The organism is Cohnella thermotolerans DSM 17683, from assembly GCF_000429825.1.
GTDB lineage: Bacteria > Bacillota > Bacilli > Paenibacillales > Paenibacillaceae > Cohnella > Cohnella thermotolerans.
The window spans coordinates 71,766-91,066 of the sequence record NZ_AUCP01000014.1; the positions used below are offsets into that span (position 1 = coordinate 71,766).

Annotated in this window: 18 protein-coding genes; 1 reads left to right on the plus strand and 17 read right to left on the minus strand. The window is 57.6% G+C overall.

All coding sequences use genetic code 11. The features are described from left to right. Positions 1–10 precede the first annotated feature (10 nt). The 7 genes from G485_RS0104500 to pxpB all read right to left on the minus strand — a co-directional run bounded on the left by G485_RS0104500 (position 11) and on the right by pxpB (position 6,890). Positions 11–790, minus strand: a complete 780-nt coding sequence (locus tag G485_RS0104500; protein WP_027091568.1) for a LamB/YcsF family protein — start codon at positions 788–790, stop codon at positions 11–13. Between the two features lie 145 nt (positions 791–935). Continuing rightward, entirely contained in the window at positions 936–2,366 is a 1,431-nt protein-coding gene (locus G485_RS0104505; RefSeq protein ID WP_027091569.1) for a UbiD family decarboxylase, read from the minus strand. Between the two features lie 20 nt (positions 2,367–2,386). Then, a complete protein-coding gene (locus G485_RS0104510) occupies positions 2,387–3,427 on the minus strand; it encodes an ABC transporter substrate-binding protein (RefSeq protein WP_027091570.1) in 1,041 nt (346 codons plus the stop codon). A 74-nt stretch (positions 3,428–3,501) separates the two neighbouring features. Further along, complete coding sequence (locus tag G485_RS0104515; protein WP_027091571.1) at positions 3,502–4,305, minus strand: ABC transporter permease; 804 nt, start codon at positions 4,303–4,305, stop codon at positions 3,502–3,504. A 15-nt stretch (positions 4,306–4,320) separates the two neighbouring features. Continuing rightward, positions 4,321–5,094, minus strand: a complete 774-nt coding sequence (locus G485_RS29700; RefSeq protein WP_027091572.1) for an ABC transporter ATP-binding protein — start codon at positions 5,092–5,094, stop codon at positions 4,321–4,323. A 9-nt stretch (positions 5,095–5,103) separates the two neighbouring features. Continuing rightward, a complete protein-coding gene (locus tag G485_RS29705; protein ID WP_027091573.1) occupies positions 5,104–6,123 on the minus strand; it encodes a 5-oxoprolinase subunit C family protein in 1,020 nt (339 codons plus the stop codon). Further along, positions 6,120–6,890 carry a 5-oxoprolinase subunit PxpB gene (pxpB, locus tag G485_RS0104530; protein ID WP_051318018.1) on the minus strand — a complete coding sequence of 257 codons (771 nt, stop codon included), beginning with the start codon at positions 6,888–6,890 and terminating at the stop codon, positions 6,120–6,122. Before pxpB ends, G485_RS29705 begins: the two co-directional genes overlap by 4 nt. Before the next feature lie 297 nt (positions 6,891–7,187). Between pxpB and G485_RS0104540 the strand changes: the two genes are divergently transcribed. Then, positions 7,188–7,946: an IclR family transcriptional regulator gene (locus G485_RS0104540; RefSeq protein ID WP_027091575.1), complete on the plus strand. Its 759-nt coding sequence runs from the start codon at positions 7,188–7,190 to the stop codon at positions 7,944–7,946. 94 nt (positions 7,947–8,040) lie between these two features. Here G485_RS0104540 and dgoD read toward each other — a convergent pair whose 3' ends face one another. The 10 genes from dgoD to G485_RS25070 all read right to left on the minus strand — a co-directional run bounded on the left by dgoD (position 8,041) and on the right by G485_RS25070 (position 19,259). Continuing rightward, positions 8,041–9,189 (minus strand): galactonate dehydratase, encoded by a 1,149-nt coding sequence (dgoD, locus tag G485_RS0104545; protein WP_027091576.1) that lies wholly within the window; start codon positions 9,187–9,189, stop codon positions 8,041–8,043. Between the two features lie 50 nt (positions 9,190–9,239). Next, positions 9,240–10,004: an SDR family oxidoreductase gene (locus G485_RS0104550; RefSeq protein ID WP_035154766.1), complete on the minus strand. Its 765-nt coding sequence runs from the start codon at positions 10,002–10,004 to the stop codon at positions 9,240–9,242. A gap of 98 nt (positions 10,005–10,102) precedes the next feature. Further along, positions 10,103–11,737, minus strand: coding sequence for a response regulator transcription factor (locus tag G485_RS0104555; RefSeq protein ID WP_027091578.1), 1,635 nt, complete (start codon positions 11,735–11,737; stop codon positions 10,103–10,105). Further along, on the minus strand, positions 11,734–13,494 hold the full coding sequence (locus G485_RS0104560; protein WP_027091579.1) for a sensor histidine kinase: 1,761 nt from the start codon (positions 13,492–13,494) through the stop codon (positions 11,734–11,736). The genes G485_RS0104555 and G485_RS0104560 overlap by 4 nt, the downstream gene beginning before the upstream one ends. Positions 13,495–13,572: 78 nt before the next feature. Next, a complete protein-coding gene (locus G485_RS25065; protein ID WP_051318019.1) occupies positions 13,573–14,421 on the minus strand; it encodes a carbohydrate ABC transporter permease in 849 nt (282 codons plus the stop codon). Then, positions 14,418–15,299, minus strand: a complete 882-nt coding sequence (locus G485_RS0104570; RefSeq protein WP_027091580.1) for a carbohydrate ABC transporter permease — start codon at positions 15,297–15,299, stop codon at positions 14,418–14,420. The genes G485_RS25065 and G485_RS0104570 overlap by 4 nt, the downstream gene beginning before the upstream one ends. Before the next feature lie 85 nt (positions 15,300–15,384). Continuing rightward, positions 15,385–16,758, minus strand: coding sequence for an ABC transporter substrate-binding protein (locus G485_RS0104575; RefSeq protein WP_027091581.1), 1,374 nt, complete (start codon positions 16,756–16,758; stop codon positions 15,385–15,387). 116 nt (positions 16,759–16,874) lie between these two features. Beyond that, positions 16,875–18,050 (minus strand): ABC transporter substrate-binding protein, encoded by a 1,176-nt coding sequence (locus G485_RS0104580; protein ID WP_027091582.1) that lies wholly within the window; start codon positions 18,048–18,050, stop codon positions 16,875–16,877. Positions 18,051–18,069: 19 nt separating this feature from the next. Beyond that, entirely contained in the window at positions 18,070–18,405 is a 336-nt protein-coding gene (locus G485_RS31195; RefSeq protein WP_205620113.1) for a CoA transferase, read from the minus strand. Beyond that, on the minus strand, positions 18,375–19,259 hold the full coding sequence (locus G485_RS25070) for a CaiB/BaiF CoA transferase family protein (protein WP_205620114.1): 885 nt from the start codon (positions 19,257–19,259) through the stop codon (positions 18,375–18,377). The genes G485_RS31195 and G485_RS25070 overlap by 31 nt, the downstream gene beginning before the upstream one ends. Positions 19,260–19,301: the final 42 nt, after the last annotated feature.

Sequence of the window (19,301 nt, forward strand, 5' to 3'; positions counted from 1 at the left end):
CTCCGTCCGCCTAATGTTGTGCGGCCAATGTCACGCCGATCGGCTGAACGGCAATGCCGGCGGCCTGCAACGAATGGCGAATTTGTCCGGCGAATTCGAGCGCGCGAACGCCGTCCCCGTGAATGCAGACGGTGTCGGCCTGAATGTCGACATCGACCTGCTGCCTGGACCGCACCTTTCCTTCCGATACCATCCGGATCACTTGTTCGACGGACTGCCGATCGTCGGTGATGACGGAATCGGGCAGCCTTCTGGAGGTGAGCGATCCGTCGGATTGATAGGTCCGGTCCGCGAACACCTCGCTCGCCGTGCGCAAGCCGATCTCCTTGCCGGCCTTGATCAGCTCGCTTCCGGCCAACCCGAACAGAATGAGCTCCGGATCGACCCGGTAGACCGCCCGCGCGATCGCTTGGGCCAGCCCGGCGTTGCGCGCCGCCATATTGTATAAGGACCCGTGCGCCTTGACATGCTGAAGCGCGCCCCCTTCCGAACGCACGAACGCCCACAGCGCGCCGATCTGGTAAACGACAAGCTCGTACGCCTCCTCGGGGGTGATGTCCATATCCCGGCGGCCGAAGCCGATCAAGTCCTGCAAGCCCGGATGGGCGCCGATGGCGACGCCGCGATCCAGCGCCAGCCTCACCGTGCGGCGCATCGTCGCCGGATCTCCGGCATGGAAGCCGCAAGCGATGTTGGCGGAGGTGACGTGGTTCAAAATCGCCTCGTCGTTCCCCAGCTTGTAAGCGCCAAAGCTTTCTCCCATATCACAGTTCAAATCTACTACCTTCATCCTGATCCTGCCTCCCATTTTGACTCTGAGCTTGTACGGTTGTCCGTTCCAACCGAATCAAACGGTGCAGCCTCAACCCGCCGACGGCACGTGCCCGTGTCCGAAGCGGTTTGAGGCTCGCCTAGCGCTCACGGGGCTCCCGCCGTCAAGGCGTGAGCCACTTGTTCTTCTCTTCGATATTTAATTTGCGCAGCGCTCCCAGATCGGCCTGCTCCACATCGCCCTTCGGCACAACCGCGCGTTCCGGGAAGACGACCGGCGGGGCCGGCTTGGTGGCGTCGACGATGACGGCGCTGGACATTCGCGGAGTGTTTTTGCCGTCCGGATGGTAATCCCAGTTCGTAGGCAGCAACCCCCCCGGACCGTTCCACTTCGGGATGACGAGCAGATCCCGTTCCGCGTCGAAGCGCGTTCCGATCGCCCATGCCACCTCTTCGCCGTTGAAGACGTCGATGTCATCGTCCACCACGACGATATGCCGCAAGTTCTCGGGCTCGGTATTGAGCGCGGCGAACGCCGCTTTCTTCACGTCGGCGTCCCGCTCCTTATGAAGCGAGAGGTAGCAGTTCATCCGGCTGTAGAACGGGACGTGAACCGTCTTCAGGCTCGGGACGACCTGCTTGACCGTCTGATAGATGCTGCCGGAACGCGGCACGCCTCCGACGACAAGATGCTCCCGGCTCGATGCCACAATATCCTGGAAAATGGCGTTGCGGCGGTGGGTGATGCGCCGGATCCGGATGACCGGAACCGACCCGCCGCCCAGATAGTGGCCCGGCCATTCTCCGAAAGGCCCTTCGGCGTGATCCTCGTCCGGGAGAATTTCTCCCTCCAGAACGATCTCCGCATGGGCCGGAACGAGCAGATCGGAAGTTTCCGCTTGAACGAGCTCAAGCGCTTCCCCCATCAGCGCGCCGGCGGCTTCATATTCGCCCCCGATCCCTTGCACCCGGGACACCGCCCCCATGACGAATCCCGGATGATGGCCGATCGCGATGGCGACCGGGGCCGGTTTTCCCTGCTTCTTATACTTCTTGTAGATCAATCCGCCGTGATGGGCGCCGAGGAACCAGACGCCGATATCGCGTTCATTAAACACCTGGTGGCGATAGATGCCCGCGTTGATCCGTCCGGAATCCGGATCGCGGATGATCATGACTCCCGCGCTCAGATACGGTCCGCCGTCAAGCTTGTTGTGGACGGGGATCGGAAGCTTGGCCAAATCGATATCCGCTTCGGCGACGACCGTCTCTTTGACTTTGGCTGCGGAGCGATCGACGACGACGGGTTCGATCGGGTTTTTCAGCTTCTCGCCGTATACCCGGGGAATATCGGCGACTTCACAGCCCAGATACAAGGCGATTCGCTCATACGTCGTCAGCAGGTTGGAGATGCATGACAGCTCGGAGCCCTTGACCCGATTGAACAGAAGCGCGGGATATTCGCCCTTCTCGGCCAGAGCTGCGGCATATGCGGTAATCCCGAAACGCGGATCGACCTCTTTGTCCACCAGCCGGATGCTTGATGCGTCGGACGCCTCCAACTGTCGGAGATACGTTCTCAAGTCTTGGGCCATGGCAGCGGCACCTTCTTTCCTTAGGGAAGTAGGGACAAATCTACGGCTTGGTCAAACGGAATTTCCTTCTTCAGGATGCCTTGCTCCAGCTGGGTCTTCTGCACCTTTTGGGCGCCTTCTTCGGTGACCTTCAGTCCGGCCGGAACTTTGGCCAACTGGTTTTTGACCGCCGTTTCCATGACCTGCTTCGGAATTTGGTTGAATTCCTTCAGCATGGCATCGACCGCGCTGGCCGGATCTTTCTGCACGCGATCGTTGATGTCGGCGTTCACTTTCAGGAAGCGCTGCATCGCTTCTTTGTTTTTGTTCACCCAGTCCGTCTTGGCCATGACGACGATGCCCGCAAAATCGTAGGTGGGATCGTAGAGAATTCGGTAGTTGCCGGTAGCCAGCATTTGGGACACGGTAGGCTCGGACACCATCCCGCCGGCTACGTTCCCGCTCTCGATCGCGGCGAGCATCGTTGCGCCGCTGCCTCCGTTAATAATCTGTACGTCTTTGTCCGGATCGATGTTGGCTTCCTTCAGCGCTTCGCGAAGTCCCGTGTCGGACAGACTGCCCACTTTGGTGACGGCCAACTTCGTGCCTTTCAAATCCGCAAGCGTTTGATACTTGGAATCCTTCTTGACGATAAGCGAATAGCCGACGCCGTTGAAAATTTCTCCGTAAGCCTTCACGCCCAGACCGTTCTGCTGCTGACGCAGTACGTGTTCGTACGAGCCCAGCGCGATATCCAGGCTTCCTCCGACCAGCGCCTGAACCATGTCCGCTCCGGAGCTGAAGCTTTGCTTCTCGATATGAATGCCCGCTTTCTCGAAGGAGCCGTCATTAATGCCGATCTGGGAGAGCAGAGGCGTCATGCCGCCCCCGACCAATCCCAGACGGATCGTCACGTCTTGCGGCTGTTCCGAAGTCGGCGCGCTGCTTGTCGCTGCAGCGGAGCTGTCCGGCGTGGACGACGGGGAAGAAGTGTTCCCGCTGTTCGCGTTGTTTCCGCATGCTCCGAGCGCAACCGTCGTAAGAGCGAGCAAAGCGGTCATCATCCATCGATTTTTTCTCATCTTTTTTTCCTCCTTAAAATGCTCTTGATGTATATAAGGCCCTCCCGTTGTCGGGTCGGAGCAGGATGCCAAGCTTAACGGTACCTAAGCAGCCGCCTCTCCATCAGAAGCACGATCTGCTCCAGTACAACGGCGATCAGCATAATCAACACCAAGCCGGTGAAGATTCCCGTCGTATCCAGCATGCTGGACGAAAACGTAATATAATACCCCAGGCCGCGGTTCGATCCTACCAGCTCGGCAATGACCGATCCGATCAAGGCCATGCCGATATTGAGGCGCAGACTGGTCAGAATCCACACGGTAATCGAGGGCAGCACCACCCATTTGAGCTTGTGCGTCCATTTGGCCTTGTACGTGCTCATCATGTCCATCAGGTCTCTGTCAATGTTGCGAATGCCCTCAAAGGCGTTATAGAAAGCCACGAAAACGACCATGGCCACGACCATCAGGATTTTGGACGACAAGCCGATGCCGAACCATACGATAAACAGCGGGGCCAAGGATACGCGAGGCAAGCTGTACAGCGCCATGATATAAGGATAGATCCATTTCTCGAAAATGCCGCTGAAGGAGATGGCCACGCCGAGCAGCGTTCCTCCGGCCATTCCGATGACGAGACCGACAATCGCTTCTTGAAGAGTCGCGCTCATATGGAACCATAAGTCGCCGTCCGCCGCCATCTCGCCAATCCGCTTCAGGATGAGCGAGGGCTTGCTGAGCCAGAACGAATTGAACGCTCGGCCGGACAGCAGCTCCCAAAGACCTACCGTCAGGATAAAGACGCCCGCTCTTCCCAGCCAAACGGATGATGGCTTGTACTCGCGCTGCCGGAATGACGAGGGATAGGAAGCGCTCTTGTTTGATTTTGCCGCCATATGCCAGTCTCCTCTCTACCCTTCATCCGCCATTTGTGCCCATATTTCTTTCTGCAAATCTTTGAACAGAGGATCGAACCGGATGTCGTAGAACGGGCGGGGTCGTTCCAGACGGACGTTGAACTCGGCTTTGATTCGTCCCGGGCGGGCGGACATGACGACGACCCGGTCCGACAGCGCGATCGCTTCTTCGATATCATGGGTGATGAACAAGACGCTCTTGCCGACTTGCTCCCATATTTTCAGAAATTGTTCCCCGATCTTCACGCGCGTCTGCGCATCGAGCGGGCCGAACGGCTCGTCCATCAAATAAATTTCGGGGTCGTAAGCGAACGTTCGGGCCAACGCCACCCGCTTCCGCATCCCGCCCGACAACTGCTTGGGGTAATAGGAGGCGAAGCCTTCCAGACCGACCATGCCGAGCAGCCGCTGAGCCTCATGAAGCTGTTCCTTGCGGGGAACTCCTTTGATTTCAAGGGGCAGCCGCACATTGTCGATCACCGTCTTCCAAGGCAGCAGCGCATCGTTCTGGAACACCATGCCGACTTGATCGGGAACCCCCGCAATCTCCTTGCCGTCAATCGAAGCGGTGCCGCCGGCGGGCCGCAGCAGACCGGATACGACTTTGAGCAGCGTAGATTTTCCGCAGCCGCTCGGGCCGACGACCGATACGAATTCGCCGTCCTTCACGTTCAAATTAACCTGCTCAAGGGCGACCGTACGACGGCCTTTGGCGTCATACTCCACCTTCAAATCCCGAATCGCCAGCTTGGATTCGTTGTCGTTCATTACGCCCGTTCACCTTCCCTTCCTGCTTGCTTGCAATCGGTTCAATCCTTCGCGCAGCGTCCGGATCGCTCGTTCCCGAAGGAGATATTGGTTTTGCGCTTCGACCAGCGAGACCGATCGGAACCTCACTTTGCCCCCCAAATTGACCTGGGCCAGCACAGGCAGATCCGCCGATATGACCTGGGCGATTTTCGGATAACCGCCGGTCGTCTGCCGGTCCGCCATCAGCACGATCGGTTGTCCGTCGGGCGGAACCTGAATCGTTCCGTACGTGACCGCCGAAGAGATCATCTCTTTCTTCGCCTTCAACCTCAGCTCGCTGCCGGACAGTCGGTAGCCCATCCGGTCCGATTGCGGCATCACCGTATAAGGCTCAGAGAAAAACCGGCTCAGGCTTTCTTCGTCGAACGCATCGCGCTCTTCGCCTTCCAACACGCGCACCGTCGGGTTCGGCGAATAGGGCGGGAGCATCCCGGGCGTCACCGACCAACGGCTGACGGCGCCGGTCTCGGGATCCGCTTCGTATGCCATCATCTCCATCAGGTTTAAGCTGCGCGAAGAAGCGTCCCCCAGCGGAACGCAATCGCCCGTCTGCAAGGCCCGGCCGCGGAACCCCCCAATGCCTGCGCGCAAGTATGTGGAGCGGCTGTTCATCTCCAACGGCACATCGACCCCTCCTCCGACCGCCAGATAAGCGCGGCAGCCCTGTTTGGGCGGGCCGAATTTTAAACGGCTTCCTTGCGGCGCGTACACCGTTCTCCACAGCGGAACGGGCCGGCCGTTCAACGTCGGGGACAAATCGCCTCCGCAGATGGCGATGAGCGACGCGCTTGCGAAGCTGATCTCCGGACCGGCGATCGTGATCTCGAGGCCGGCGTCCGTCTCTTCATTGCCGACCAGCAGATTGGCGACGCGCAGGGCAAAGGCATCCATCGCTCCGCTCGCAATGACGCCGAATTTCTGATAGCCGAATCTGCCCAGGTCCTGAATCGTTGTAAGCAATCCCGGTTTGAGAATAATCAGGCTCATCGCCCTCTCTCCTCCCAACGCTCGAACTCGGACCGGGAGATCGGATGGAAGCGGACGATATCGCCCGCCTTCATAAGCGTCGGCGGCATCCGCTCGGGAAGAAACAGCGGCAGCGGCGTCCTCCCGATCAATTGCCAACCGCCCGGCGTATCGATCGGATACACCCCGGTCTGGTCGCCTGCAATGCCTACCGTTCCCGCCGGAATGGACAGCCGCGGCGTTTGACGGCGCGGGGTGGCGATTCGAGGCGACAAACCGCCCAAATAAGCGAAGCCGGGCGCAAAACCAAGCATGTACACGAGATAGTCGGCCGAAGTGTGAATCTCGATGACTTCTTCCGGCGTCAAACCGTGATAGGCTGCGACCGTCTCCAGATCCGGGCCCCACTCCCCCCCGTAACAAACGGGAATGTCCACGATTCTCGCCGGCTCCGCCGAGGCGTCGTCCATCTCCAGCAAAATCCTCTTCACGAGCGAGACCGCCAGGTCATAAGGCGTCGGTTCCTTAGTCCCGGCCCCATCCTCGGAATGGGCGTTCACCAGCGACCATCCATCGTAGTAAATCGTAACCGTCGTAAAGGCGGGAACATATTCGATCATGCCGTCGAACGGATAGCGCTCCAAGTAATCGGCCAGCTGCCGGACTCGTCTGTGCGTGTCCGGATGGATGGACTCGCCCAGCCGAACGACGATCGCCGAATCGCCCAATGGAACGATCTCCGCCGCGCCGGGCTCGCTTCCGGCGGAATGGCCCGCTACATTGCCCATCTGGTCATCATCGCCTTGTCATCGGTGTTAACGGTAAAAAGTCTCATGGATCTCCTCTCCGAAATTCATCAAAAACCGAATTTCGGTTTTTTTAATCCGAATTTCAATCCATATATATACGATCATTATAGTAAGGATTAAATAAAAATCAAGTGTTTTAAATAAAAAATTCACATTTACGGTCGAATAAGAACGGGTTGATTCCTTCCGGATTTCATGCAGCGGTCATTCGGTGTATACTACATTTTAAAGCCGTCCGTTGAACGGTATGAATGAAGCGAACAATGGGAGGAAACGGTGCAAATTAAAAATAAAACGGTGGTCAGATCCATGGATCTGCTGAATTTATTCTTGACCCATTCGAAGCTGAATATAAACGATATGGTGCGGTTGTCGGGCATTCCCAAAACATCCGTCAACCGTATGATCGGTTCGCTTGAAGAGATGGGTTTCTTGAACAAAGATCAGGATGGATATTATTCCCTCGGATTGCTATTTTTGCAATTCGGCCATTTGGTCGCCGAGCGGCTGGACATCCGGCAAATATCCCTCAATGTCATGCAGAGGCTTCGGGACGATCTAGAAGAAGCCGTCCATCTTGCCGTCAGAGACGGTTATTCGTCCATGTATATCGAGAAGCTGGACACGGATCATCCGGTGCGGCTCTTTACCCAAATCGGCAGAAAGGCGCCGCTGTACGCGGGAGCTTCGTCCCGGATTATTCTCGCCTTTATGCCCGAAGAAGAACGGGAAGCCTACTTGAATCAAGTGGAGCTGGTTCCGATCGGGGTCGGAACGATTACAAACAAACAGGAGCTGCTTGAAGCTTTGGAGACCACGAGGCGGACGGGATACAGCTTCAGCCGTTCCGAACTTGAAAATTATACGGCGGAATTAAGCGCTCCCATCTTCGATCATTCCGGCAAAATGGTGGCCGGACTCAGCATTGCCGGACTCGAAGTACGGTTCGGCGAAGAGCAGCTGCCCGAACTGATCCGCAAGGTTAAGCAGGCGGCCCATGAAATCTCGCTGAAACTCGGTTATTCGGCGTCGTGAGCCGGCGCCTTAAGCGTAGCTCGTCAAAAAAATAGACTCCTGCCAACATCTAAATCTCGTTGGCAGGAGTCTTTGGTTTGATTTGCCGCTTATTCTACCACTCTGCTACCGTGCCGTCGCTCTGGCGCCAGACGGGATTTTTCCAGTCGTGGCCGACAGCGGCCATTTCGCGAACTTTGTCTTCGTTCACTTCGATGCCGAGTCCCGGCAGCTTCAAGTTGTCGACGTAGCCGTCCTTGTACGCGAACACCGAAGCGTCCTTGACGTAGTCGAGAATGTCGTTGCCTCGATTGTAATGGATGCCGAGGCTCTGCTCTTGAATGATCGCGTTCGGCGAGCACGCGTCGAGCTGCAGACAGGCGGCGAGCGCGATCGGACCGAGCGGGCAATGCGGAGCGACCGACACGTCGTACGCTTCCGCCATCGCGGCGATTTTCCGCGTTTCGAGAATGCCGCCGGCATGAGACAAATCGGGCTGAATAATATCGACAATGCCCTGCGCGAGCAGCTCCTTGAAGCCCCAGCGCGTATACATCCGCTCGCCCGTCGCGATCGGAGCGGACGTATGGCGCGCAATTTCCTTCAACGCTTCGTTGTTCTCCGGCAGCACCGGTTCTTCGATGAACATCGGGCGGAACGGCTCCAGCTCCTTGGCGAGTATTTTCGCCATCGATTTATGAACCCGGCCGTGGAAGTCGATGCCGATGCCGAAATCCGGTCCGCCCGCCTCGCGGACGGCGGCAATGCGGGCGATCGCCTGCTCCACTTTGGTGAACGAATCGATGTAATGCATCTCCTCCGTCGCGTTCATCTTCACCGCCGTGAATCCGGCGGCGATCTGCTTCTTCGCTTCCTCGCCCACGTCGCTCGGCCGGTCGCCGCCGATCCAGTTGTAGACGCGTATCCGGTCCCGGCAGGCGCCGCCGAGCAGGTCGTATACCGGCGCATTGTAAAATTTGCCCTTGATGTCCCACAACGCCTGCTCGATGCCGGAGATGGCGCTCGACAGCACCGGCCCTCCGCGGTAAAACGCCGCGCGGTACAACACCTGAAAAAGATCTTCGATCCGCATCGGATCTTGGCCGATCACGTAGGCGCTCATTTCTTCCACGGCCGCCTTGACCGTGTCCGCTTTGCCCTCCACGATCGGCTCTCCCCAGCCGACCAGCCCGTCGTCCGTCTCCATACGGAGAAACAGCCAACGCGGCGGCACTTTGAACAGCTCGATGCTGCGTATTTTCATTTCGATTCCCGCTCCTCCCCATCGGATTCAAATGGCGCCGCAACGCCGCGCTATCTGGCCAAATAGCCGCCGTCGACCGGAACGATGGCGCCCGAAACGTAATCCGAAGCCGCCGAAGCGAGAAATACGCTGACCCCCGCCAAATCGTCCGGACGGCCCCACCGGCCGGCGGGGATGCGGGCATTCACTTGCGGCAGACGGACATCGTCGTGCAACAAGTCGGTGTTCATCTCCGTCGCCATGTAGCCGGGAGCGATCGCGTTGACCTGGACGCCGTACCCCGCCCACTCGTTGGACAGCGACTTCGTCAATTGCGCGACGCCCGCCTTGCTCACCGCGTACGCGGAAGCGTTATATCCGCCCAGGAAGCTGAGCATGGACGCCATGCTGATGATTTTGCCGCTGCCCTGCTTCACCATGATCGCGCCCGCCAGACGGCAAAGCTGATACACCGCCGTAATGTTCAATTCCAACACTTTGTCCCAGCTCTCGACAGGCAGATCGAGACAAGCTCTGCGGTCGTGCATGCCCGCGTTGTTGACGAGAATGTCGAGTCCGCCCAGGACGCGGACCGATTCGTGGAAGCTGCGCTCCAGATCGGCGCGGTCCAGCAGATTGCCCTTTACCGCATGGACGGCGAGCCCGCTCGCGGTCAATTCGGCAGCGGTGTCAACCGCTGCGTCCGCAATGTCGAGGATGACCACTTCCGCGCCGGCGTTCGCCAGCGCGGCGGCGATGCCGCGGCCCAGTCCGCAGCCGGCTCCCGTGACGATTGCCTTCTTGCCCGTCAGATCGAATAAGCTCAAATTTGCCATCATTGCGACCGCCTTTTCATCAGAGGATTTAACGTTGCACGGCAAACCCGCATCGATCGCATCGCGGAACCCGCGGATCGCGCCGGAGCCGTTCGCGTTCAAGGGCAGTTCGCCCTTTTCTTTTGTTGGTCCCGAAATTCCTGCGGCGTTAAGCCATGGTACTTTTTAAACGCGTAGTTAAACGAATGGGAATGCTGATAGCCCAGCTTGGCGGCGATTTCGTACGTCTTCTCCTGGCTGTTCGTCAGCAGATAGACCGCCTTCTCAATGCGCAGCTGCTGAATGTAATCGCTTATATTGATGCCGGTTTCCAGCTTGTAAATTTTCGATACGTACACGGGATGCATAAAGACGTGGTCGGCGATGCTTTGCAGCGTGACGTCCTGCTCCAAGTTTTCGTCGATGAATTTGTGGATGGCGCGAATGAGCGACGCGCGGCTGTCTTTGATTTCGCGGTCCATGTCTTCCGTCAGGCGGCGCAATACGCGCATCGACCAATCGCGAAGCTGCTGAATGGAACGGAATGGAATGCCGTCGGCCAATTTGCCGTAATCGTCGCCGATAAGGTCGGAGAGCGGCTGGCCGTTCTTGTGCGCGATATACGAGAACGCCGAGGAGATGGCAAAGCAGACTTCCAGCAAATGCTCCTGCGAATGCGACCATTTGTCCTGCAGCTCGTCGAAAATGCGGCCCAGCTTCTCCTGAATCCCGTCCCAGCGCCCCGCCTCCAACAGATGAATCAGCGTCGGCGGCTCGTACAAGCTGCGCAGCGATTCCATCTTGACGTCGGCCAGCTCGCCCGCCGCCCGCACGAACAGCTCCTGCTCGCTGCCGACCCGTTTGCGCGCCGCGGATACACAGCTGTCGTACAAATCCGGCACGTCATGCGGGAACACGCCCGAGGTGCTGACGATCACGGAGATGCGGCCCTTCAAAAAGCTTTTCACGACCGTTTGCAGCTGCGACGCCGTCCGTTCGAACAATAGCGTCCTCTCCTCCGCGTCGGCCCCTTCCTTCCCGGCGACCAGGAAAATCAAATAATCGTGCGCATCCTTCGTATGCCACAAATGGAACCGCTCGTTGAACAGTTCTTCGGCCATATTGCCGATCGCGTATTCGATCAGCGACCGGCTGCGGAAATCGTAGTCGACGAACGGCTCTTCGGGCCGAACGAGCATGATCGAGCACGTTTGGCCATAGAGATCGGGCAGCGACAAAGTTTGCATTTTCTCCCTGACCGTCTGCTCGTTCCGGATATGCCCTTGCAGCAGCTCGGTCAGCAAATTGCCTTTGAGCAGCGGCATGTTCTCGTGCAGCGTCATGGTCAAATTCCGCACGGAGATCACTTGCTCCCACTCGTCGAACATTTTTTGCCGAAGCCTGGAGACGGTTTGCAGCAGCTCTTCCTCGGTGACGGGCTTCAGCAAGTAATCCTCCACCTGGTTCTGGATCGCTTCTTTGGCGTAGTGAAAATCGGAGTAGCCGGACAGGAGCACGCACTTCGTCTTGTTCCACCTTTTGCGGATTTCCGCGATCAGCTCAAGGCCCGTCATGCCAGGCATCTGAATGTCCGTAATGACGATGTCGACGGAGCATTGCTGCAAAATCGCGAGCGCTTCGTATACCGAGTACGCCCGGTACACCTGCAGGATGCCGACGCTTCTCCAAGCGATCGTCGTCGCCAGGCGATCGACTACGTGCGCCTCGTCGTCCACAATCAACAGTTGCATCATTCGAACCCTCCGTCTTGATGATTCCATGCTTCCGATGTCCCGGTCCGCGTCCATTTGATCGTCGTGCGAAATCCGCCCATCGGCAATTGCTCGAATGAGAGCCCCGATTGTCCGCCGAATTGGTATTGCAAGCGGCGATGCACGTTCCACGTGCCGCATCCGATCTCCTCCGACATCGGCTGCAGAAGCTTCACTTGCAGCTCGCGCAGCGCCTCCGGCGACATGCCGGGCCCGTCGTCTTCGACGTAAAGCATGTTGTAGCGGTCGTCCTGTTTGCCCGTAATCGTAATCATTCCGCTGTCCGGCGAACGTCCGATGCCGTGCACGATCGCGTTCTCCACGATCGGCTGCAGAATCAGCCGCGGCACTTTCAGATCCAGCATTTTTTCCGGCACGTCGATTTCGAACTGAACCCGATCCATCCGCAAATTTTGAATAATCAAGTAGTGCCGGACGAGGTCGAGCTCCTCCTCAAGCGCCACCAACTGATTTTCCACCCGCGTCGTATAGCGGCAATACTGCGCCAGGTTTTGCGACATCTGCACGACCGCCTCCTTGTCGTTCATCATGGCCGAATTGATGATGAAGAACAGCGAGTTGTACAGAAAATGCGGATTGATCTGCGACTGCAGCTGCTTGAGCGTCGCCTCCCGGCTTCTCAGCTTCTCCGCGTATACGTCCTCGATCAAAAGCTGAATCTGCTTCGCCATCTCATTGAACTGGAAAATCAAATAATCGAACTCATTGCGCGCCTGGTAGCGAATCCGGGCGGAGTAATCGCCCCGCTTGATGCGCTGCACGTTCGCGATCAACTGTCCGAGCGGACGCTGCACGTTGCGGTAAAGCAGGAACGACGCGGCCACGGCGAGAACGAGCAGCAGCCCGATGATCGCGTAGAAAAAGTTTCGCTGCTTCGTGATCGGCGTAATGACGCTTTGGTACGGCGTGTAATCGATCAGGTACCAGCCCAATTGCTGCGATTTGGCATAGCTGACGAGATACTGATCGTTCCCCAGCTTCATCAGCTTCTGTCCCGTGTCCGGCTTGAGGTCCCCGCCGCCGTTCAACAATTCGACCAGCTGCTGCGTCTTCTCCGCGGACGAGGTGCTGTTCGGCACCGGCTGTTCGCCCCGCAGATACAGGAATGGATCGTTATTCTTGCCGTTCTTGTACGCATCCAGCATCGCCGTGATGTTGGCCATGTCGAATCGGACGCGAAAAACGGCCTGCGCCGATTCCTTGAGCCGTTCCTTGGCCGGTTCGCCGATCTCACGGACGAAATAACGGCGGGTCTTGTCGCCCGTTCCCTCCGTCATATAAGTCCAGCGCGTGTAGATCGGTCCCGTCGTATCCTTGTCGGTTGCCTGCAAAAAGACGTTGGACGCGATCTCCCGGCGCTCCTGCGGCAAAATCAGCGTCAAGTCGTTCTGCCAGCCGCTCGATACGCTTTGCAAGCTCAATTTCTCGATGATCCGGTATTCGGCGTTGAGCGCGTCGAAGAGCTTGACCGGACGGCGGTCGAGAAACTCGCGAATGTACGGATCGTAGCTGAGCAGCACCGGGAACATGGACAACTGCTCGATGTTCGTATCCAACTGGTTCATGAGAAACGTCAACTGGTTCAAATTCGTCGTCTCGATCTGCTCCCGCACGACCTCCGTGCTGGTTCTCGTAGACACGCTGTACAAAATCAGGATCGGCACAAGCAGCAGAACGAGCAAGAGAACCATTTTGAGGAAAATATTTTGTCTGAACAACAGGTTCCCTCCCTCAGCCGTCAAGCGCCAATACAGCTTCAGCAGGTCCGCAACGCGCGATCCGGCATGATGCCGGCATTAATGTAACCGTTTTCTTGTTCCGGCTGATCTTATTCCTTTTACCGCTCCCGCCGCCAGACCGTTGACTACGTAACGCTGCGCAATCAAAGCGATGACAAGCACGGGAAGGGTAATGATGCAAGCGGCGGCCATCAAACCGCCCCAGTTGATTTCAGCATAGGACATAAAGTTGAATACTGCAATCGGCAATGTTTTGGTCTTGTCGCCCGCGAGAATGATCGAAAACATGAAGTTGTTCCACGAGAAAATGAACGACAGCAGAGAAGACGTGATGATGCCCGCTCCCGACATCGGCAGCACAATACGCCGGAACACTTGGTGCGGCGAGCAGCCGTCGATCATCCCGGCTTCCTCGACTTCGTGCGGAAGTCCTTCGAAGAACGAAATCATGATCCACACGATGAACGGCAAACCGACCAGCATGTGGCTGAGCACGAGTGATACATACGAATCCACCAGTCCGAGCTTCGAAAAAATGATGTACCACGGAATGAGGAACGAGATCCCCGGCACGATCCGGGCGACGAGAATGACGAGACCGAAACCTTGCAATCTGTACCTGGCGACCGAATAAGCCGCAGGCAGCCCCAGCAGGAGCGACAAAACGGTGGAGGCGACGGCCACGATCATGCTGTTCACGATATATTTCAGAAAATCGTACTGCCGGAACACGCTTTCGTAGTTGTCGGTCGTCGGCGTAAAAATAAACGTCTGATCCGCCGACATAATTTGCGATTGCGTCTTGAAGGACGCGAGCAGCATCCACACGAACGGAAAGACGAACACGACCAGAACGAGCACAGTCAGCGCGGCCAGCAGGATTTTCGTCCTTTTCTTCTTTTTCATGAAGCAGCCTCCAATCGTTTCCTCATCCAGATCAGCAGCAGCGTAAGCGCCATGACGATCAGAAAAAAGATGACCAGCAGCGCGGAAGCCGATCCCAACTTGAAATATTGGAAGCCGAGCACGTAGCTATAGATGTTGAGCGTTTCGGACTTGAAGTTTGGCCCGCCTTGCGTGGTGGCATAAATAATGTCGAACGTCTTCAAAACGCCGATCAGACGGAGCATGGTCGCGATAATGAGCGTCGGTTTAAGCAGCGGCAGCGTAATATGCACGAATTTCTTCCATGCGGTCGCGCCGTCGACATCTGCCGATTCGTAAGGATCGGCAGGCAGCGTAGACAAGCCTGCCATCAAAATGAGCGCCACCATCGGCGTCCACTGCCATATGTCCACGACGATCAGAGAGGGAACGACCTGCGTCATCGACGCCAGGAAAAGCTGGGGATGAATGCCGATTGCCTTCAAAATCGTGTTCGCCGCGCCGATCGTCGGTTCGTAAATCAGCATCCATACAAGCCCCATGGCGACCGGCGTCGCGACCATCGGGAGCAGAAACAACGTTTTCGCGATATTTTTGCCTTTGAAGCTCCGATTGAGCAGCACGGCGATCGCGAGGCCGAGAACGACTTCGGCGATCAGCGCCACGACCGTGAAATAAAACGTATTGAACAACGCGTCGAGAAATCGCTCGTCCTTAAACAACGCGATGTAATTCGCAAACCCCACGAAAGCGGGCGGCGTGATGGCGGACATGCTCCACTCGTAAAAGCTGATCCATACCGTATATAGAATCGGGAAAAGCATCATGACCAGCACGAACAACAGCGCGGGCAGGATGTACACCCACTTCAAGTTGCGGTCGAACCAATTGTAACGCATGCGTATCATCCTTTCCGTCTTCCCTGTTCGAGGGCCATATCCCGTAGTGCATGGCCCTCAAACAGCAGTCCAAACAGAGCTAAACTTACTTTTTGTTGTCTTTGTCGATGATGGCTTGCAAATTGGCGTTCGCTTTATCCGCCACGGCTTGAATGTCCTTCTCGCCCGTGATGACTCTCATGACGACTTCGCCGACGGCGTCGCGCGCTTCCCCGACCGTGATGACGACCGGACGGTCATGGTCGACGCCGTTTTTCATGGATTCTTTAATGACTTGCACCAGTTCGGCCGGGAACGATTGGGTCGCTTCCGGAGTGTCCCATACCGACGTGCGGGCGCCCGGATTGCCTTTTTGCTGCTGTTTCAACACGATCTCTTTGCTGGTCGCCCATTTGATGAACTCCCAAGCTGCATCCTTGTGCTCCGTCCTCGCGTTGATGGACAATCCCCATGCCGTTACGTTCGTCGGCTTGGAGCCTGCGGCGCCGGCCGGGAATGGCGCAAAGCCGACTTTGTCGCCGATTTTCGATTTCGCCGGATCGGTGGCGTTCGTGTACAGGGAGTCTACGTCCGTCAGGAAAGCGACTTTGCCTTGCGCGAAAATGCCGAACGCTTGCGGCCAGGACATATTGAGCACCCCGGGAGGGCCGTAATCCTTGAGCAGCGTGCCGTATGTCGTCATCGCCTTCACGGCTTCGGGCGTGTTGATCGTCGCTTTGCCGTCCTTCATGAAGTCCCCGCCCTCGGAGTAGATGTACGAGGACAGCTGGGTGACGAGCGGAGAGCGCTGACCGCGCGCGACGAAGCCGTACATTTCCGCGCCCGGATCGTGCAGCTTCTTGGCTGCCGCGACAAGCTCGTCGATCGTCTTCGGCACCGGGATGTTCGCTTTTTCCAGCAAGTCTTTGCGGTAGTACAAAATTTCCCGCTCCGTAATGATCGGAATGCCGGCCAGCTTGCCGTCCACCGTCGTCGTGCCGACGGCCGAAGGGGAGATGTCCTTGAAGTCGTAGTCCGCATCTTGGTTGACGTACTCGTCAAGCGGCGCTACCCAGCCGTTCTTGAAGAACAATTGGCCTTCTTGGAGCGGACGGTACATGAACACGTCCGGCGTCGACGATCCCGCCGTGAATTGAACGGTCAGCTTTTGCGTCAGCTGGTCTTCGAAGTAGTTTTCCACTTTGACTTTGATGCCCGTTTGGGCTTCAAAATCCGGCAGGAGCGGCGTAAGCGCTTCCGACCATGGGTGATTGGCGGTGACCAGCGTTATCGTCTGGCCTGCGAACGGTTTGTCTCCGGCCGCCGAAGTTGCGGCCGCCGAAGTTGCGGTCGCCGTCGTTTCCGCAGTCGCTGCTGACGGCGACGTCGACGCTTGCGGCGCAGAATTGCTGCCGCAGCCAGCCAGCATGCCGGCCGTTACGACAATCGCTGCGCTTGTTCCGAACAACTTCTTTTTCATAGCTGAACCCCCTAAGTGAGCGTGTAGGTTGTTACACTCTCATCATAAAACTCCCAAATGTAAGAAGATATAACCGAGATTTAACTTCGATAACGAAACATTAATGAGTTTTTAATCTATCGAACGCGATGATGCAACGCGCTGCGGTACAATCGGTTCATGTCTTCCACGATGACAGCCGAATGGATGGATTCACCCGCCGCGCGCCGCTTGAGCGCTTCGTGCAGCAGAACGCCGGCTTGCTCCTGGAAGGTCGGGAATGCCTCGTTGCGCGGCCGCATATAGCTTAATTCCATCGTGCGAAGGGTGCTCGCGAAGAAATCGCCGCAGGCAGCGTTCGCTGCCTTATCCCCCCATGCAGCCGCATGGCCCGGCTGTCCGCCGCTCTCGACGTAGAGCGTGCGCTGCACATCGCCGCGGGCCGCAAACATGGCGAATTCGACCGACAGCCCGATGTTCGCGGAATAGGCGGACACGGCCATCCCGACGCCGCCAAGCAAGCTGCCTCGCGGCTCCCGGGAGATCGCAGGGATGTCGGCGAATCGCAGCAGACGGCTCGCCAAGCTCTTGCGGGCGTAGTTCGTGTAGCCGAACGCGAGCGGAACGTAAGCGATCTCGTCCCCCGACGACATCCGGTCGTACATCTGAATCGGGTTGGAATGAAGCGATGAAGCGTGCAAATGCGGCAGCAGCTCGAACATGAGGCCGATTGCCGCTTCGCCGATAACGCTATCGACGCCGCTCTCTTCGTCGAAGAAGCCCGGTCCGTCGATGCCGGCGCACAAGCTCAGGAAGCTGCACATGGCGTCCGTCGGGCAGAGCGGCCATCCTACCCGGCTTCCGTTCGGTCCTTGCGGCGACTTGGCCAGCTCCAGCACCTCCTGCCAAGTATGCGGCACGTCCCGCGCGTCCAGCAAGTCCGGGCGAAACGCCGCCACCTGGGCGGCGGCGTCGACGGCGAGCGCCCACTGCCGGCCGTTCCACCGGTAGCTGCGATGGCTAGGGCCGACGGAATTGGCGTCCTGGTCATGCAAATACGGCTCCGGAACGTATTCGTCCAGCGGCACGAGCGCATTTTGTCTCGCGGCCATCCCGACATGGGGATGATCGATCAGGATGATATCGTATTCCCGCGCCAGAAGTTCGACGGGATAATCGCCGAAATCTTTCAGGGAACGGCGATCCCACGCAATGTCGAATTCCGGATGCGTCTCGCGGAATTTCGCCGCCGCCGCTTCGAGTGGCAAGTAGCCCCTGGGATGATTCCAAGTCATGCCTTTCAGTTTACCCATGGTCCACACCTCCGTCCGATCAGTCGAGAACGCCGTTTTGCTTCAAGGACGCGATCGTTTCGTCCGAATAGCCGAGCTCCCGCAAAATCTCCTCATTGTGTTCGCCGATCCGCGGGGGATGACGGCGGATGTCGCCCGGCGTCTCGCTGAATTTCACGGGAATGTTCACCGTGCGCACCGTTCCGGCCGTTGGATGCTCATAGGAAGCAAACGCTTCCAGGTGGATCGCCTGCGGATCCTGCTCGACTTCCAAATGGTTTTTCACTTCGGACACCCACATGTCCCGCGCCAGCATCTTGTCCACCCAATACGCCGTCGTCTGCTTCACGATGGTTGCCTGAATGCGGAAGAACATTCGTCGCGCTTGTCATACAACGTCTGCGGATCGTCATAGGCGATTAAGCCTTCGTCGCCCAGCACTTCCGCCAGCACCGGGATCGGATTAACCGAGATGCACATGTAGCCGTCCGCCGTGCGGTAGATGCCGAACGGCGCGGATTGGCCCGGATGGGCGATGCCGGATTGCGGGCGCTCGAACAGCTTGCCCGAATTGAGCGTGACGGCAAATTCCTGCAGCTGGTGCGTCAGCAAACATTGGAACAGGTTGATTTCCAGCTTCTGTCCTTTGCCGGTTTTCTCTCTGTAATACAAGGCCGACAACAGCCCGTACACGATGTTGTATGCGCCGAGCTGATCGGCAATGCCCGTGCCGAGCGGCATCGGCGGGTCCTCCTTGCGTCCCGTTAGCGTCATCAGTCCGGAAAGCGATTGGATCATCAAATCCTGGCCCGGACGATCGGCATACGGGCCGTCCTGACCGTAGCCGGTGCTGGAGCAATAGATAATGCGCGGATTGATTTGCTTGAAATTCTCGTAGCCGAATCCGAGCTTGGCCATGATGCCGGGACGGAAATTCTCCACGACGATGTCGCACTCGGCGGCCAATTTGTAGACGATCTCCTTGGCTTCCGCCGACTTCAAATCAAGGGCGAGCGACCGTTTGTTCCGGTTGAACGCCATGTAGCAAGGCGATTCGGTGCCGCCGAGCCAATATTTCAAGAACGTCCACGCCCGGTAGCTGTCGCCCGTGCCTCTGCGTTCGATCTTGATCACGTCCGCGCCGAGATCGCCCAGCATTTGCGTAGCGAACGGTCCTTGCAATAGATGCGTAAAATCCAATATTTTAATGCCGGAAAGCGCTTTGTCCATCGTCCATCCTCCTCTGGCGATCGCTTCCGAAAGCGTTAGAAC

Coding starts and splice junctions, on each gene's coding strand:
- G485_RS0104500 (WP_027091568.1), bottom strand. CDS start 790: ATGAAGGTAGTAGATTTGAACTGTGATATGGGAGAAAGCTTTGGCGCT.
- G485_RS0104505 (WP_027091569.1), bottom strand. CDS start 2,366: ATGGCCCAAGACTTGAGAACGTATCTCCGACAGTTGGAGGCGTCCGAC.
- G485_RS0104510 (WP_027091570.1), bottom strand. CDS start 3,427: ATGAGAAAAAATCGATGGATGATGACCGCTTTGCTCGCTCTTACGACG.
- G485_RS0104515 (WP_027091571.1), bottom strand. CDS start 4,305: ATGGCGGCAAAATCAAACAAGAGCGCTTCCTATCCCTCGTCATTCCGG.
- G485_RS29700 (WP_027091572.1), bottom strand. CDS start 5,094: ATGAACGACAACGAATCCAAGCTGGCGATTCGGGATTTGAAGGTGGAG.
- G485_RS29705 (WP_027091573.1), bottom strand. CDS start 6,123: ATGAGCCTGATTATTCTCAAACCGGGATTGCTTACAACGATTCAGGAC.
- pxpB (WP_051318018.1), bottom strand. CDS start 6,890: ATGGGCAATGTAGCGGGCCATTCCGCCGGAAGCGAGCCCGGCGCGGCG.
- dgoD (WP_027091576.1), bottom strand. CDS start 9,189: ATGAAAATACGCAGCATCGAGCTGTTCAAAGTGCCGCCGCGTTGGCTG.
- G485_RS0104550 (WP_035154766.1), bottom strand. CDS start 10,004: ATGGCAAATTTGAGCTTATTCGATCTGACGGGCAAGAAGGCAATCGTC.
- G485_RS0104555 (WP_027091578.1), bottom strand. CDS start 11,737: ATGATGCAACTGTTGATTGTGGACGACGAGGCGCACGTAGTCGATCGC.
- G485_RS25065 (WP_051318019.1), bottom strand. CDS start 14,421: ATGAAAAAGAAGAAAAGGACGAAAATCCTGCTGGCCGCGCTGACTGTG.
- G485_RS0104570 (WP_027091580.1), bottom strand. CDS start 15,299: ATGCGTTACAATTGGTTCGACCGCAACTTGAAGTGGGTGTACATCCTG.
- G485_RS0104575 (WP_027091581.1), bottom strand. CDS start 16,758: ATGAAAAAGAAGTTGTTCGGAACAAGCGCAGCGATTGTCGTAACGGCC.
- G485_RS0104580 (WP_027091582.1), bottom strand. CDS start 18,050: ATGGGTAAACTGAAAGGCATGACTTGGAATCATCCCAGGGGCTACTTG.
- G485_RS31195 (WP_205620113.1), bottom strand. CDS start 18,405: ATGTTCTTCCGCATTCAGGCAACCATCGTGAAGCAGACGACGGCGTAT.
- G485_RS25070 (WP_205620114.1), bottom strand. CDS start 19,259: ATGGACAAAGCGCTTTCCGGCATTAAAATATTGGATTTTACGCATCTA.